The organism is Aquirufa ecclesiirivi (assembly GCF_011250515.1).
GTDB lineage: Bacteria > Bacteroidota > Bacteroidia > Cytophagales > Spirosomataceae > Aquirufa > Aquirufa ecclesiirivi.
On record NZ_JAANOP010000008.1, the window covers coordinates 1 to 15,258 of the forward strand.

Sequence of the window (15,258 nt, forward strand, 5' to 3'; positions counted from 1 at the left end):
TGTCACCTATTGCTTTTGAAAAAAAACTATTAAATTTAAATCAAGCTATATGCTAAACAAAAAATACTTGAATACTAATCAAGTATAAATGACATAAAACGGTCAACTTCATTCAGGCATTCACAATCTATAATTTATCATTCATCATTTATAATTTACAACTCCCTTTTGACGATTTTTATTTAGCTTTACATCATTATAAACCTATTATTTCAATCTATACCTTTTACGCATGTCCCCCGAACAATTACGGCAGATCCTAACCCGTATTCAATCCTTGAAAATTGCGGTCATTGGAGATTTTGCCATTGATTTCTACTTCCAAAAAAGCGAAGCTACTGGCGACTTTTCTGTCGAAACTAAAAAAGAAGTACACTGGGCTAAAGCTCCAAAAACAGGACTAGGTGGTGCTGGAAATGTGGCCAAAAACCTGGCTACTCTAGGCGTTCCCACTTCCGCATTCGGACTCATTGGTTCAGACATTTTTGGTCGCGACATGAATTTTCACTGCCAAAATTTAGGCATTCATTCTGAGAATCTTAAGGCTCTAAGTGGCATGGACACACCCACCTATTCGAAACCGATGCAAGGGGATGTGGAGTTGAATCGGATCGACTTTGGTACGCAAGAAAAAGATATCGTTCAGGCTAGTCAAGACTTAGTGGATTCACTCTGTCAGCAAATAATTGACTACGACTGGGTGATCATCAACGAGCAATTCCGCTACCCATTATTGAACCAAAATCTACTAGAAAAGCTACAAGAAGCCATGAATAAGGCGCATAAAATTGGCTTAGCCGACTTACGAAGCCTTGGAAATTTTGCTAATAATGTATTATTAAAAGTCAATGAATCTGAATTAGCCCATTTACTGAATATAGACCCTGCCCTATTGGAGGACAATAATCAAGTACCACAAATTGTGAAAGAATGGGTTAAAAGCCGTCAGCAAGGCGCACTAGTAACCCTTGGCGATCGCGGATTAATCTATGCTGACCACGACCATTTTCACTGGCAAGCAGGCATCCCTGCCAAAGGCCCCATTGATACAGTTGGTGCCGGCGATATGATTGTTGCAGGGTTTTCTGCTGCTAAAGCTGCTGGTGCCAGTATACAAGAAGCCTGTGAATTTGCTACCTTGTGTGCGCATATTTCCATCCATAAATTAGGCGAAACTGGTGAAGCCTCCCCTCAAGAAATTTTAGATCTAAACCAATTATAACGATGAATGTTCAAGAAATTGAAGCCCTAAGAAAAGAAATTAAAGACTATACCGAAGCGCACTTATTGCCTTTCTGGTCCAAAAGAACCATTGACAAAGAATATGGTGGCTATTTGACCCATTTCGATGAGTTTGGAATTGATTCAGGTACCGATGAAAAATCTCTGATCGCCCAAACCCGTTCTGTTTTCACTTATTCCCAAGCCTACCGACACGGCTTTGGTGGCCCGATCATGAAGGAAATGGCCGAGCATGGCGTTAAATACCTGATTGAGAAAATGTGGGATGAGAAAAATGGTGGTTTCTATTGGATGATGGACCGCAAAGGTAATGCGACTAATAAACAGAAAATTGGCTACGGACATAGTTTTGTTATCTATAGCTTGAGTGAATATACCTTAGCTACTGGTGACCCAATCGGTTTGGAATATGCCGAAAAGACCTTTGACCTATTACAAAAATATGCTGTAGATACCAACCTGGGGGGCTATTGGGAGTTCTTCTCCGAAGAATGGGAACTGATGGGTGCTGGATCACCCGGTGGCGACCGCAAAACGTTGGACGTTCACATGCACTTGATGGAAGCATTTACCACCTTGTACGAAGCTAGTGCTAAAGAAGTACATCGCAGAAAGTTGAAGGAATCCATCGATATTTTGATACAAAAAGTCATGCACCCCGTGTACGGAACAGGTGTTCCTCAATTCTGGGCCGACTGGTCTGTAGCCCCGCAAATTAAATTTGATATCGTTTGGGGTTGGGATCGTTTTGCGGAAGGTGGACAAAAAGCCTCAGCCGTTGATAATACTTCTTATGGCCACAACTCTGAATTTGGCTGGTTATTAATGCATGCACTGAACATTGGTAAATTCCCGGTAGCAGATTATATGGATAACCTGAATAAAGCTTTTTACCATTCGATGGAACATGGAATTGATTGGGAATTTGGTGGTGTATTTGTAGAAGGATCGCACGATGGACAGGTCTATGACAAAGAAAAAGAATTTTGGCAACAGGCTGAAATGCTGATTGGTATGGCTGACGCCTACCTCTTAACTAAAGATCAAGACTTTCTAAAAGCTTATCGACAAGTACATCGTTTTGTTTTCGATAAAATGATTAATTTTAACACCGGTGAGTGGTGGCCTTTGATGACCAGAGAAGGAGAACCTATCTGGAGACATATGTCGCACTCTTGGAAAATTAACTACCATAATGTAAGATCGATGATACTATCCTACGAAAGACTAGGAGAAGTAGCTAAGGTCTTAGCTAACTCTAACTAACCCCATCATGCCATGAAATACGTATTATTTACCCTGTTTGTATTTGCGAGTATTACAGTGAGTGGACAATCTACCACCTCTCCTCAGGAAGTAAGTCAGATTTTAAGTACGTATTTCAGCAAGACGGCCTCTTCCAGTGCTTTAGCGAATAAAAGCCAAGCACTGGAAGCAAGTCGCACTTTCTCCATTCGTCGAGATAGTTTATTTATCTACCTCTACGACCCGATGGATGTCTTTACCAAAGGTCCATTTTATGACACGACGGTCATTCCTATCAATCAAATAGAGCAAATAAAAATTCATAAGTCGAAAAATGCAACTGGACAAGCTGGTGTAGGAATTGAGTTTATCCAAAAGAATTTTGCCGGTATTTCTGTTAAAGAAAAAGCCAAAGACAATGGAGCTCCGGCTAAAATCACAGATAAAAATTTGGCCAATGTCAATGCTGCTAGTGTGAATCAAAAAATGATTGGACAGGTAGCTGGGGTGACGGTTGGTAACGATAATTCTCCTGGTGGTGCCACTATGGTGCGCGTTCGCGGCTATGGTTCCATCAATTCGAATAGCCCTTTGTATGTAGTCGATGATGTACCTGTAACAGGAAATTTGAATACCATCAATCCCAATGATATCGAATCCGTTCAGGTTTTAAAAGATGCTTCCTTGACGGCTATTTATGGCGTTAGAGGGGCAAATGGCGTAGTCTTAATCAAAACGAAAAAAGGAGGTATCAGCTCTGGAATTCCAGCTGATTTACCAAGAGATTTAGTTTTATCTTACACCCTTTGGACATGGGGTAAAGCTGCTACGGATTTCAATAAGTCCGATGATAAAATCAAATTGAAGAAATTCCTCGAGCAAGATTATAATTAATGGCTTACGATGATATTTTTCACGTATTCCATTTGATCATTTGTTCTTACCCATAATTTGTACAATCCCTGCGAAAGGTGTTGTACATTTAATTGGGCAGACCCATCTTGACTGATTTGTGAATCCATCACCAATCGGCCATCCAAGGTATATATTTTCACTAATGCTCCAGCTAATGAAGTTTTTGCTTGAATCGACAAGAAGCTAACTACTGGATTTGGGAATACCACCACTCCCATGTCATCTGGTAAACTATAGCTATAACTGGCCTTAGGAGATGCGCAAGTTGGTCCAGGAATATAGGTTTTAGTCAAATACAAGGAATAAGTCCCAGACTCATTCACACGTAAAAGCGTACTTTTTTCGGGCAATACCTTTTGATTGAACTCCCAAAACATATTTGTATCACTAGCTTTCAATACAGATGTCTTAAGAAAATAAGGACTTTCCTGTGTAATTACAGGAGCCGCTGGAATGTCAAAAACTCGGGTACTAACGGCATTCGAATAAGCTGTAGTACATTGATATTTATTGGTTCCTTTCACTTGATAAGCGCCTTTTTCCTTTACGGTTATCAATGAACTTTGCGCACCTGTATTCCATACATAGTTTAAATCTGAATTAGCTGCTACTTGTAACTCAACAGAACCGCCTTGGCAAAACAAGGTGTCTCCTTTGACTAAAATAACAGGAGTTGCTGGAGCTTGCAGCGGCTTAAATTGAAACAAAGGAACGCTAAATTCATTTCCTACACCATCTTGCAAACGCATCGCATAATTGCCCGATTTGGCTTTTGTTAGGGTATTACTTGTGCTAAATACTTGCGAACTATCATTTAACCATTGAATGTTATCTGGGGTAGTTACACTTAAATTGGTCGCATTGCTATTATCACAAATGACCGAAAAACTAGGTAAAGCTTTGGGAGTAACCGCCTTGGCATTTTTACTGATCGCCTCAGATATTTTCACTAACCAAAGGTAGGCTAGTTCTTCATAAGCATCTGGAGAGAAATGGACACATTCAGAGAAGGCATCTGGTTTACGAGGAATCTCTACCACATCGGTATAAGGTCCTAAATATATTTCAGGTATACCACTAACTTCGGTCACCATATCTCCCTGCTTTCTTACCAATAAATCATCCGTATATGACATAGTACAAGCCCCATTTACCAATCCTGCTCCATAAGAAACCTGAGAAACTAACCAAGGCACATCAATTCCCGTTTGTGTCCGAAGGTTTTTAATCATATCCTTGAAATTCTGTTGATAGGTATCCGTTTTCGCTTTTCGAAGCTCATAAGAATCTAAACGATAGCCAAAAGAATCCGTTTCCCCTTGATGCCAAAGTATGGCCCTAACCCCGTTTTTCTTCCCAAATAACTCTACTGCTCGCTTTAAATTCTTAAAAGGAAATCCAGCATCATAGGAAATGTTGGGATCAAAAGGATTGGCAGATGGCTTGGCATTAGGTAATGATGATTCATACCAATTCCGCATAACAGTGGCTAACCAGGCAGTATTGATAAAACAAACAGGAACATTGTAAGTCTCTGCTAAGCGATCCCCCAATCGCGCCCAATAATAATTGGATAATCCCATGGGACCAATCGTGGCTTTGGCATCCAAATGTTGGAAATCGGTAAAAGGGAAATCAGTGTTCAATCGCCCTAAATAGCGGTAAAATGGCGAATTATTGTAGTCTTTGAAGTAATTGTACACATTAGCCACATTAACTCGATCATCCTTGGAAAAACTTTCCTCGGCCCGTCGGTTATTTCCTCCTTGGGCATTGGATTGACCAGAAATTATAAAATTCTCCCCTACTCCAACGCGATCTAATTGAGTAGAATCTTTTAATTGTGAGCCCTGATAGGTACGAATTTTCAAAGTATACCAACCTCCTTTGGCCGTAATGATTTCTTGATAAAAACCAGCCACTGGCTTGGTATTCATACTAGTCCAATCGATTAAGGTCCCTTGACCTGCTTTCACAGGTTCCAATTTATATTGTACCAAACTTACATCTTGAGAACAATTTCCTAGGATGGATAATCGAGCTTCATTTTGGGCATCCCGCTGAAATACTTGTCGATTATGTGGAAAAACAATGGATACTTGACCATTTACTTGCATTGAAAACAATACGGTAAAACATAAAAGCAAGTATTTCATAGTTTGGCGTTTATCAGTTAGGGTTGGCAAATTTTGGGTACTAAAATAGTAAAAAGCATCGGCAAAGGGAAATCAATTGATTAAAGACTCGACGATTCAACAAGCAAAGCGCTTAATAAATCCAATTGAATGGAGAAATCCGTTCCAAATGCATGATCAAGGTATAAGTTGGCGTGAAAAAATTTGCCAAAAACAAGAGAAAAATCAAGACTCTTGCACTTTCGTGTTCTTTCACATGATGGATGATTTGAAAGAATACCAATATAATAGGAAAACAAAAAGTAAGACTTCGCGTGACATCATCTACTGCAGTGGCAGCAATAAATGAAGCTAAATAAATCCCAAAATATAACCAAGCCGAGGTCCATATATGTTGCTTAATAAAATAAGCAAAAACAAAAATAGGTAAAAAAATCGCCCATTTTAAAGCAGAAAATAAAGCATATGGTAATTTAAATCCATGCAAAAAGGCAAAGCCCAATTGTACCCCAGCCTGTTTTCCAATAGGTGTCTCTAAATGAAAATTGGCGTATAAATAAAATCGAATCAAGGCATACAATGAATAACTAATCAATAGATAATGTGTCGCTCTGTTTTTCAAAAGAAAATCACGAATCACGTTGGTCCATTTACCTTGAGGTATCCCTGTTTGAAATAAAAATAATAATGGCAAATTTAAGGCAGGAAATAGACTACGCTCATCCACAAAAAAGGCTAAAATCAAAGCTAAAATAGACCAAACGCGATCATAATAAAAACAAGCTAGTAACAGAAATACAAAGGCGTATGAATCATAAAAAAGCGTATCATAAACAAATGAATGTCCTACATAAGTAAACAACATACATGCTGTTGCCCAAAATGCCATGGGAGCATCTCCTCCAGCTAACTTTCGAACTAGATTAAATAAGAGAAAAAGAAAAAAGGGCAGTAATAGTACCTGCAAATAAAACAGTCGAATGGCATTTAAATGAAATACCTTTCCTATCACATAAGGAGTAATACGCAATTCTCTTTTGGCAAAATGCTCTTTCGAATCTTTGCCCACCATCGCCACCAAAGGATGTTCAATCTTACTATTGACAAATTCAATCAAATACTTATCATTGCTCGTCCAGGAATTGTACATCCGCTTCTCAATAACCTTTGGAAAATAGAGTAAAGAAAACCCAGCAAATAGACCTAGGCAAATAATCAAAACGCCTAATTGATGTTGTGCCCATTGGCTAATCAATTCATTCCATCGACGAAAAATAGTAGGAATATGGGGAATCATAAGTAATTAGAGAATATAGCAGATGTAGATACCTGAGAGCTTATTTCTAGCTTTTCTTGTATCGCAATTTAACTTTAATTATACTTTTTTGCTAAATTATCATATTTCTTCTGTCTTGGCAAATATCCGCTTTAAGTTAAGAAAAGAGGATTAGGGCTTCAAAGAACAATATTTAGCTTGCAAAGTGATAGCTGAAGTATCTCCAGCCGAAATTGCCTCTTGAAGATCGAGACATGCTTCAGTCAAATCACCTAATGCAATAAATGAATCAGCTCGCTGACGGTACACTTCTACATACCATGGTGCTTTAGTGAGGCAAATAGAATAATCCTTGATAGCGCTTTTGTGATAGGCCAATTGAGATTTGAAATACCCTCGAAAAAAATAATAATCTGGACGCGAATCATTTAAGCTAATTGCTTTATTCATATCGGCAATGGCTAAAGAATGGTAGCCCGCTAAACTCCGACTGGCCGCCCGAGCAAAATAGATTTCATCGTTTCGCTTGTCCTTCAAAAGAGCCTCACTAAATTCTACATTTGCCCCCAAATAATCTTGATTGGAAAACTTACTGATACCTGTTTGATACTGTACTTGACCTGTACAAGATATTAGTAAAAACAAACAAAGGATTATCAGGTATCTCAAACGAATGAATCTTTTTTTGATTTTTGCTAAAAATAAGAGCAGCCCTTCAAAAATCCTATTTTCTCGATTTATTTCAAAAAACAAAAAAAATCCCCCGCCGAAAAATCAGCGAGGGTAAGGGTGCTTGACCTAAAGGATTCGAACCTAGAACGACTGAACCAAAATCAGATGTTTTACCTTTACACCATAGGTCAATTTCAAATCGAATGCAAAAAACAGACTCAATAAGTCAAGTTATAATTTTACATTTTATTTGAAATAGTCAACTTATATATTTACTTTTATTAAAAATAGTCAATATATATATTTACATTATGAACAAGAAATCATTACAACGTCAACAACTGAATGACAAAATGTTGATACTGGCTTCTATTAATCAGGTGATTAGCCCACCTATTGGATGGGTAAAAGCAATTCGAACCTCTCTGGGGATGTCCATGTTGCAATTAGGGAATAAACTCTCCAAATCAAAACAAGGAATAGCCGATATAGAAAAAAGGGAAATAGAAGGAGGCATTACAATAAAGGCATTAAGGGAGGTTGGAGAAGCTTTGGATATGAAATTAGTATATGGTTTTGTCCCAATTGATGGTTCCCTAGAGGCACTTATAGAAAAAAAAGCGTTGAAGCTAGCCACTAAAATTGTGATGAGAACATCCAATACCATGAGACTGGAAGATCAGGAGAACTCAAATGAGCGAATTGAGAAAGCCATAAAAGAGAGAACTCATTCGTTAAAACAAGAAATGCCAAAAATTCTATGGGATTAAGAATAGCATATAATGAAGGGCAAACTCCATTGGATGATGAAGAAAAAGAGGGGCTTCTTATTCCCAGTATAGCCACTAGGGGAGAATTAGATGAATTCGAACAACAAAATATAGAAGAGGCTATTCAATGGGCTTTAATGAGAACGATTAAGGCCGAAGAACTACTAACAGAGGAGTTCATATGTAAAGTACATGAAAGAATGTATGCTAACGTATGGAAATGGGCTGGAAAATTCAGAAAAACGAATAAAAACTTAGGGGTTGACAAATGGCAGATTCCATCAGAATTAAGAATTCTACTAGATGATACTCGATTTTGGTATGAAAATAACATTTATCTACCCGACGAAATGGCCATTCGATTTAAACATAGAATCGTAAGTATTCATTGTTTTCCCAATGGAAATGGTAGACACAGTCGCTTAATGGCAGATATAATAATTGATAAAATTTACCAACAGTCAGAATTTACATGGGGAGCCTACTCTAGCAAAAATGTACCTGAAATTAGAAAAAACTACTTAAATGCAATAAAAGCAGCCGATCTCGGTGATTTTAAATCTCTTCTTGCTTTTGCTAGATCTTAAATTAAAATATAACTTTTAAGACAATTAGAAACAAAAATCCCCCGCTGAAAAATCAGCGAGGGAAAGGGTGGTTGACCTACTAGGATTCGAACCTAGAACGACTGAACCAAAATCAGATGTGTTACCTTTACACCATAGGTCAATTCCAAATCGAATGCAAAAATAAGACCTCCTAAGCGAATTATCAAATGTGCTTCAAAAAAAATTGAATTATTTCATCCAAAATCGGCTTGGAGGCTCTAAATCAAGCAATTAATTTGCACTTGACAAAGCTGCTTATGCCAACTCCATCGATGCAACTTGGACATCAGCACTAATTTTCTTTACCAAACCTTGCAAAACCTTACCCGGACCACACTCAATAAAGTCCGTTGCACCTGCTGCAACCATTGCCTCCACCGACTGCGTCCAACGTACTGCACCTGTCAATTGAGCAATTAAATTCTGCTTGATTTCTGCTGGATCCTGTGAAGGCTTTGCCGTTACATTTTGGAATATCGGACAAATAGGTCGTTCGATCGTCGTGGCTTCGATAGCTGCCGCCAATTCCACACGCGCTGGCTCCATAAAGGGTGAGTGAAATGCTCCACCAACTGGTAATGTCAATACTCGCTTAGCACCTGCCGCCTTCAATAGCTCAGCTGCTTTTTCTATTCCAGACACACTTCCTGAAATCACCACCTGGCCTGGGCAATTGTAATTAGCTGCCACCACTTCCCCGTTCAATTCTCCACAAATACGTTCAATTTCGGCATCTGCTAAGCCTAAAACTGCTGCCATGGTACTTGGAACTACCTCACAAGCCTTTTGCATCGCTAAGGCTCTTTGATAAACCAAACGTAATCCATCTTGCCAAGATAATCCTCCTGCCGCAACCAATGCTGAAAACTCGCCCAAGGAATGTCCCGCCACCATGTCTGGAGCAAAATCTTTCCCTAATTTAGCCACGAGCACCGAGTGCAAATAAATGGCTGGTTGAGTCACCTTCGTTTGTTTCAAATCTTCATCAGTCCCCTCAAACATGACTTTCGACAACGAAAAACCCAAAATTTGATCCGCCTCATCCACGATTTCTTTCGCTAAAGCAAAGTTCTCATATAAATCTTTGGCCATACCTGGAAACTGAGATCCTTGACCGGGAAATACGAATGCCTTCATTTTTATTATGTTTTGTTATATTTTTGATTTAAGATTGACAATCTTTGACAAAGATAAATTAATCTTCTGGCTATCTGAAACGCTCTTAAATTTCAATTGCATGTTCCATCGATTTTTAACCTTCCTAGCAATCCCTCTCTGCCTAAGCCTATTCATTTCTTGCCAAAAGGAAGAGAATAACCCATCTACCAATCAGCAAGGAAATATCCAAATTGATGCATCGAATAGTCGGACTTTTATTCAACGAGATCTCAACAATCAAGGTACCATTGTCCTAGTAGGACAAAGTTCCCTATCATTTACTTCTGCCCAAGTCAAATTCAAAAACATTCTTGGTGGAAAAGAAAGTGATTGGCTCAATCTAAGTAAAGAAGGTGCTCAATTTAAAGGTGAATTCGCTTTACAAGCTGGTGGATATTATCCAGAAATCAAGTTAATGCAGGATTCCAAAACAGTCAGTGATACTCTCCTAACCCAATCTCCCTTTAAAGTTGGAGAAGTTTTTGCAGTCATAGGTCACTCCTTAGCAGAAGGCCAACCTCCTTATGAATTGACCGATTACGACAACAAATGGTGTGAAATCATTAAATATTCCGACAATAACGTAGTTGCCTTTTGGGGGAGACTCGCCGATAAACTAAAAAACAGATATCAAGTTCCCATTCGCATCTATAGTACGGGAATCGGTGGATCTACCTCGGAACAATGGGGAAAATCGGCTTTAGGATTGGAATTCAGCAGCACATTGTTCGACTGGAAAAAAAGATACCCATATTCCTTTTTTGAAAATAAACTCTTATCTGAAGTACCAAAAAGTGGATTGAGAGCCGTATTGGTCATTCATGGAGAAAATGACGCCACTACTTCCATGGATAACATCATCAAATACACCGGTATTTATATGGATTATACCCGTAACATACTTCAAAGTAAAAATCTGAATTTTATGCTGGCACGAAGTAACCGTGGTCTCAATAAAACAGAGGATTTACATGTGCAGGAAGCTCAAAATGTCATCTTGAAAACCTTCCCCAATGTCATCGAAGGAGCAAATTTACAATCTGTGGTAGGCGCTGGTTTTCGCTGGGATGGAACTCACTTTAACTTTGCTGGATTAGAAGAGGCGGCTAGAAAATGGGATATCGTTTTTGATCCTAAACTATTCAACCAAATGACACCCATTTTACGGAGTCGCTAAAGCTCACAAGCATCCACCGATTTCCCCCAAATCAATCGATTTTTGGCAATAAAATCATAGCCTTTATCCAATACACGGCTAGGTAAAAAAAAGAATATCTGAAAAATTTGGTAATACCATGGGGCCAAAGACAAAACATACTCAACGGCCTTGGACTTGATCAAAACCTGATTTCCCCGTACCATTTTAATGCTATCCACTTCCCAATTTGGATGGGGATATTTTAAAACATAGCTTTGGTACACATCAGAACCCTGAAATTCAATCTGAATCTTTTCGCCACACATGTAACGCAAAACTTTGGCACAAAAGCGACAAAAGCGACAATTCCCGTCGATAAATATGGGGGTTTTCATTAGCGAACTAGTTCGACCCAACCTTTCAAACTTTTGGTTTTCAAACTTGGATCATTGACATCAAAGCTAACATCCACCGTGTAAAAATAAGTTCCCACTGCCATATCTTTTCCTGAACTATCTTTCCCGTTCCACCCAAAATCAGATCCCGTGCCGTTGTAATCATAGATCAATTGACCATAACGGTCTACAATTTTACATACGACCGTTTTTACAAATCGAGGACAACGCATAGGTAACCAAAGATCATTTTTCGAGTCGCCATTCGGACTAAATAAATTAGGTAGTTCAAAAGAAGGGCAATTGTCTTGGTTCAATGTTTCACTTTTCGGACTTTCCTTGCCTAATTGACTAATGGCCGTTACATAATAACTTCCAATGAAGGAGTCTTTCTTTTGATGTAAATAGCGTAAATCGCTAACCTCTGCAATCCGAGTAAATGGCCCTGCGGCACTAGGCGCATAGTAAATACGGTACGAGGCTATATTTTGATCACAGGTTCCCGTCAAAGTCGGTTGCCATGTCAATTGATTCGTAAAACTGGTAAAGTTACAATTCAAAGAACCATCCAAGGCCGCACAATCAGGAGCAGATAAACTCAATTTAGGAGCACATGGATTTACATCCGACTGTGGTTTTAAACAAACAATTTTAGAGGCATTAATTAAGGTCATGGCAGGGAATCCTTCACCATAAGAGCCTAAGGTTTCGACATAATAACAATAGGTAGAATCTGGAGAAAGTGTAACATCAAACTTTCCATCTTTGGTATAAAAATCTGTTCCTTGATCTGTATACGTATAGGTACTAGGACCAGCCACTGAGACTTCCGTGATTTGATTGAATTTTCCTGAACCACGTGGAGTCTCTCGATAAACCCGGTGAACTTGGAAATCATTTAACCAAGGAACATCGGCAGACCAAGCCAACTTATTAGACCTTACGGCTGACTGAGCTACTAATTGTACCTGAGCGGCTGGACTAGGTGAATCCAATAATTTGAATTGACCATTTAATGTGTAATAAAAATCTGCACGATATCGATAAACCTTCGCTTCTGTAGACAATCCTTTATCGATAAACGAAGTATCATTTTTCGCTTGTAAAATCGAAGCTGAAATAGGATTTCCAATGGCCACGAAATTAGTGGACCCATTTCCTTCAGCGCGCATTACCTGATACTGGTATGGACCTTTATACAAACTAGTATCTAGATTCAAAGGTCTTGACCAGCGAACCAATATTTCCCCATTGCTTGCATCCGTTTTTTGAATAGAAACGTTTGTCATCAAGGGCGCAGATGAAGGAATAAAAGCACAGCTGGAATTGGACATAGGGCTGTAATCGGTCTGACCACTTGAATTGGTAAACACCACCACCAAAACATATACATAATTGGCATTCTTCATCAATCCCGCCCCCTTATTGGTATCCTCAAACTGTACGTCACCAGCGTTCAAACGAGCTATCTCCGTAAATCCGGTTAATTGCATCCCCGTTTCACAAGATTTATTCACCACCGATGTACATGCAGCCTGCTTACGGAATACAATGATTTTTGCCCCTGGCAATGAACAGGTATAAGGGGTCCAAGTCAATAAAGCGGAACCTTTAGTTGGCTGAATTCTAGCCACCAAATTCTTGATAGAAGGCGCAATGATTTTAATTTTCCAAATTTTACTATCTACCAACTTCACGCCTCCGCCAATAGCAGTAGGAGGATTATCTTCGGCTTTAAAGAAAATATCGTAGGTTTCCTTTCGTATGTGCTGACAAGCAGTCTGCCAAGTAAACGTACCAGTAGCTGTCCCCGTTTGCCTTGGAGTAGATATAAACGTGGCAAATGGCTGCTTGATGGCATATGAAGTATCTATCGGATATACATTACCCGAGCTAATGATGGTCACAGGATCTAAACGGCCTGTTTTTGAAGCCACATCAGCGGCCGTTATGGTTTCTCGAATTAGAGCCCCAGCCTGAATACAAACATCAGGAGGTACTACGATTTTAGGACCTTTATTATCTAAATCCTTAACCTCAATCTGCATATCACGTACCGTTTCGGAAATTTTTATTCCATTTCTCCATTCTTCTACAATGAAGGCACAATTGTATATACCTAATTCCTGAGGCGAATCCCAAATTAAATCCCCATTCAAGGAATTAATGGTAAAGGAGGAAGCAGTGGTTGAAACTTCATTAGGTTGTCTGAAATTGGGGGCCGTTATTCCACGGCTTGTTGGATTACAAGTTTCATAATCACCGTAACGAGAAACGGTTAAACGATAAGCTAGACTATCCCCTTCTGCATCAACAGCATTAGGATTATGGATAAATGGTTGACCGACAACTGCCGTTAAATCTACCGCAGGATTCAGCAATAAGGGAGTGGAATTTTGGCCTAAACCCGAGTTAATAGAGAATATTGTCTCGACATAAAAAGGAACTTCCACGGATCGCGTGATATTGCGAACTCCATCATTACGATTGGGAATAGCAACTGATACTTTATAAAACAATGCAGGTGCGGGATAAGTATATTCAATTTTATAGGTGTTTTTCAAAGTACCATTCCCCAAATTAACGATGGGCAAAAGTCTTTTGGATTTGAATATCCCTGAACCATCTCCAAAACAGAAATTTACATCTGTCTGATCTTGATTAGCTCTATTATCCTCAGTATAAGTAGTTAAGGTAAATTCATAGGTCAGGCTGACGTTGGAAATCCGCTTTACGGTAATCTCCCCCCCTTTTAAGTGGGTTGCCTCAGCTTGGAAAATCATTCCCAAAAAACTAAGCAAAAAGGCAAGAATGTAGGCGGAATAATTTTTATAAGACATAAAACAAATTTGTAATATGGAAAGTTAATTAAGCAATTCGAAAAAAATAAAAAAAACGGTTTTTTTAATCGAATATTTGAAAGACCCACGAATCAATTGTAGTTTTATGTCCTAAATTTTCTCTTGTGCTTAGCGTGGGCGAATATTTAACTCAATCAAAATAAATTTCATTTATGGCTTGGTTATCAAAATCACTTAATTCATCTCTAGGGAAAAAGCTCTTAATGGCAATCACCGGCCTATTTTTAGTTAGTTTCCTCATTGTTCACTGCGGACTTAATGCCACGATCTTTTTAAACGATGGTGGGGTCACTTTTAATGAAGGTGCAGAGTTCATGGCAAAGAATCCCATCATTCGTACCATGGAAATCGTTTTATTTGGAGGTTTATTACTTCACATTTTAGACGGTTTACGTTTATGGATGGACAACAAAAAGAAACGTCCTGTTGCCTATGCCGTTGTTGACGGTGCTGCTAACAGTAAATGGTACTCTCGTTCCATGGGACTTTTAGGAACTTTGTTGTTATTATTCCTGATAATTCACCTAAAGCATTTCTGGTATTTCTCTCGTTTGACAGACAACTTAACTGAAGAGCATACTTTGTATAACGAGATGCAAGCTGTATTTACTAGCCCAGTGGTAGTTATCATTTACGTGTTAGGATGTATTTCATTAGGTTACCACTTATTGCATGGATTTCAGAGTGCCTTCCAAAGTCTTGGTTGGAACCATCCAAAATACACTCCGACGATTAAATGCATTGGTGCAGCGTATGCCATCATCATTGCCGCTTTATTTGCCGCTATGCCCATCGCACTCCATTTTAATTTGATTCATTAATTCCTCAGCCGATACGATTAAT

13 protein-coding genes and 2 tRNA genes are annotated in these 15,258 nt (G+C 38.9%); 7 read left to right on the forward strand and 8 right to left on the reverse strand.

Annotation, left to right across the window (positions count from 1 at the left end):
- The first annotated feature begins 232 nt into the window (after nucleotides 1–232).
- From G9H65_RS10595 to G9H65_RS13555, 3 genes are read left to right on the forward strand one after another with little or no spacing between them, the layout of a single operon-like run.
- The gene (locus G9H65_RS10595; protein WP_166375321.1) at nucleotides 233–1,222 is read left to right on the forward strand and encodes a bifunctional heptose 7-phosphate kinase/heptose 1-phosphate adenyltransferase; all 990 of its coding nucleotides are present in this window, start codon (nucleotides 233–235) and stop codon (nucleotides 1,220–1,222) included.
- A 2-nt stretch (nucleotides 1,223–1,224) separates the two neighbouring features.
- Nucleotides 1,225–2,508: an AGE family epimerase/isomerase gene (locus G9H65_RS10600; RefSeq protein WP_166375322.1), complete on the forward strand. Its 1,284-nt coding sequence runs from the start codon at nucleotides 1,225–1,227 to the stop codon at nucleotides 2,506–2,508.
- Between the two features lie 12 nt (nucleotides 2,509–2,520).
- On the forward strand, nucleotides 2,521–3,381 hold the full coding sequence (locus G9H65_RS13555) for a TonB-dependent receptor plug domain-containing protein (protein WP_394367201.1): 861 nt from the start codon (nucleotides 2,521–2,523) through the stop codon (nucleotides 3,379–3,381).
- Here G9H65_RS13555 and G9H65_RS10610 read toward each other — a convergent pair.
- The 4 genes from G9H65_RS10610 to G9H65_RS10625 all read right to left on the reverse strand — a co-directional run bounded on the left by G9H65_RS10610 (nucleotide 3,378) and on the right by G9H65_RS10625 (nucleotide 7,676).
- The gene (locus tag G9H65_RS10610; protein WP_166375323.1) at nucleotides 3,378–5,558 is read right to left on the reverse strand and encodes a sialate O-acetylesterase; all 2,181 of its coding nucleotides are present in this window, start codon (nucleotides 5,556–5,558) and stop codon (nucleotides 3,378–3,380) included. The genes G9H65_RS13555 and G9H65_RS10610 overlap by 4 nt on opposite strands.
- A 112-nt stretch (nucleotides 5,559–5,670) precedes the next feature.
- A complete protein-coding gene (locus tag G9H65_RS10615) occupies nucleotides 5,671–6,834 on the reverse strand; it encodes a hypothetical protein (protein ID WP_166375324.1) in 1,164 nt (387 codons plus the stop codon).
- 150 nt (nucleotides 6,835–6,984) lie between these two features.
- Complete coding sequence (locus G9H65_RS10620) at nucleotides 6,985–7,458, reverse strand: tetratricopeptide repeat protein (protein WP_166375325.1); 474 nt, start codon at nucleotides 7,456–7,458, stop codon at nucleotides 6,985–6,987.
- Nucleotides 7,459–7,606: 148 nt separating this feature from the next.
- Nucleotides 7,607–7,676, reverse strand: a tRNA-Gln gene (locus G9H65_RS10625).
- 120 nt (nucleotides 7,677–7,796) lie between these two features.
- On the opposite strand from G9H65_RS10625, the gene G9H65_RS10630 reads away from it, so the two are divergent.
- Both G9H65_RS10630 and G9H65_RS10635 read left to right on the forward strand, forming a co-directional pair.
- Complete coding sequence (locus tag G9H65_RS10630; protein WP_166375326.1) at nucleotides 7,797–8,255, forward strand: mobile mystery protein A; 459 nt, start codon at nucleotides 7,797–7,799, stop codon at nucleotides 8,253–8,255.
- Nucleotides 8,246–8,842, forward strand: coding sequence for a mobile mystery protein B (locus G9H65_RS10635; protein ID WP_166375327.1), 597 nt, complete (start codon nucleotides 8,246–8,248; stop codon nucleotides 8,840–8,842). The genes G9H65_RS10630 and G9H65_RS10635 overlap by 10 nt, the downstream gene beginning before the upstream one ends.
- 68 nt (nucleotides 8,843–8,910) lie before the next feature.
- Here G9H65_RS10635 and G9H65_RS10640 read toward each other — a convergent pair.
- A tRNA-Gln gene (locus tag G9H65_RS10640) sits at nucleotides 8,911–8,984 on the reverse strand.
- 134 nt (nucleotides 8,985–9,118) lie between these two features.
- A complete protein-coding gene (fabD, locus tag G9H65_RS10645) occupies nucleotides 9,119–10,000 on the reverse strand; it encodes an ACP S-malonyltransferase (RefSeq protein WP_166375328.1) in 882 nt (293 codons plus the stop codon).
- 100 nt (nucleotides 10,001–10,100) lie between these two features.
- Between fabD and G9H65_RS10650 the strand changes: the two genes are divergently transcribed.
- Nucleotides 10,101–11,198 carry a hypothetical protein gene (locus G9H65_RS10650; protein WP_166375329.1) on the forward strand — a complete coding sequence of 366 codons (1,098 nt, stop codon included), beginning with the start codon at nucleotides 10,101–10,103 and terminating at the stop codon, nucleotides 11,196–11,198.
- Here G9H65_RS10650 and G9H65_RS10655 read toward each other — a convergent pair.
- Both G9H65_RS10655 and G9H65_RS10660 read right to left on the reverse strand, forming a co-directional pair.
- Nucleotides 11,195–11,554, reverse strand: coding sequence for a thiol-disulfide oxidoreductase DCC family protein (locus G9H65_RS10655; RefSeq protein WP_166375330.1), 360 nt, complete (start codon nucleotides 11,552–11,554; stop codon nucleotides 11,195–11,197). The two genes, G9H65_RS10650 and G9H65_RS10655, sit on opposite strands and share 4 nt — an antisense overlap.
- Nucleotides 11,554–14,394: a T9SS type B sorting domain-containing protein gene (locus tag G9H65_RS10660; protein ID WP_166375331.1), complete on the reverse strand. Its 2,841-nt coding sequence runs from the start codon at nucleotides 14,392–14,394 to the stop codon at nucleotides 11,554–11,556. Before G9H65_RS10660 ends, G9H65_RS10655 begins: the two co-directional genes overlap by 1 nt.
- Before the next feature lie 173 nt (nucleotides 14,395–14,567).
- Here G9H65_RS10660 and G9H65_RS10665 point away from each other — a divergent pair, with 173 nt between their 5' ends.
- Nucleotides 14,568–15,236, forward strand: coding sequence for a succinate dehydrogenase cytochrome b subunit (locus tag G9H65_RS10665; RefSeq protein WP_166375332.1), 669 nt, complete (start codon nucleotides 14,568–14,570; stop codon nucleotides 15,234–15,236).
- Nucleotides 15,237–15,258 lie beyond the last annotated feature (22 nt).

Excerpts from the sequence above, each read along its gene's own strand:
- G9H65_RS10595 (WP_166375321.1), top strand. The coding sequence starts at position 233 with ATGTCCCCCGAACAATTACGGCAGATCCTAACCCGTATTCAATCCTTG.
- G9H65_RS10600 (WP_166375322.1), top strand. The coding sequence starts at position 1,225 with ATGAATGTTCAAGAAATTGAAGCCCTAAGAAAAGAAATTAAAGACTAT.
- G9H65_RS13555 (WP_394367201.1), top strand. The coding sequence starts at position 2,521 with ATGAAATACGTATTATTTACCCTGTTTGTATTTGCGAGTATTACAGTG.
- G9H65_RS10610 (WP_166375323.1), bottom strand. The coding sequence starts at position 5,558 with ATGAAATACTTGCTTTTATGTTTTACCGTATTGTTTTCAATGCAAGTA.
- G9H65_RS10615 (WP_166375324.1), bottom strand. The coding sequence starts at position 6,834 with ATGATTCCCCATATTCCTACTATTTTTCGTCGATGGAATGAATTGATT.
- G9H65_RS10630 (WP_166375326.1), top strand. The coding sequence starts at position 7,797 with ATGAACAAGAAATCATTACAACGTCAACAACTGAATGACAAAATGTTG.
- G9H65_RS10635 (WP_166375327.1), top strand. The coding sequence starts at position 8,246 with ATGGGATTAAGAATAGCATATAATGAAGGGCAAACTCCATTGGATGAT.
- fabD (WP_166375328.1), bottom strand. The coding sequence starts at position 10,000 with ATGAAGGCATTCGTATTTCCCGGTCAAGGATCTCAGTTTCCAGGTATG.
- G9H65_RS10650 (WP_166375329.1), top strand. The coding sequence starts at position 10,101 with ATGTTCCATCGATTTTTAACCTTCCTAGCAATCCCTCTCTGCCTAAGC.
- G9H65_RS10655 (WP_166375330.1), bottom strand. The coding sequence starts at position 11,554 with ATGAAAACCCCCATATTTATCGACGGGAATTGTCGCTTTTGTCGCTTT.
- G9H65_RS10660 (WP_166375331.1), bottom strand. The coding sequence starts at position 14,394 with ATGTCTTATAAAAATTATTCCGCCTACATTCTTGCCTTTTTGCTTAGT.
- G9H65_RS10665 (WP_166375332.1), top strand. The coding sequence starts at position 14,568 with ATGGCTTGGTTATCAAAATCACTTAATTCATCTCTAGGGAAAAAGCTC.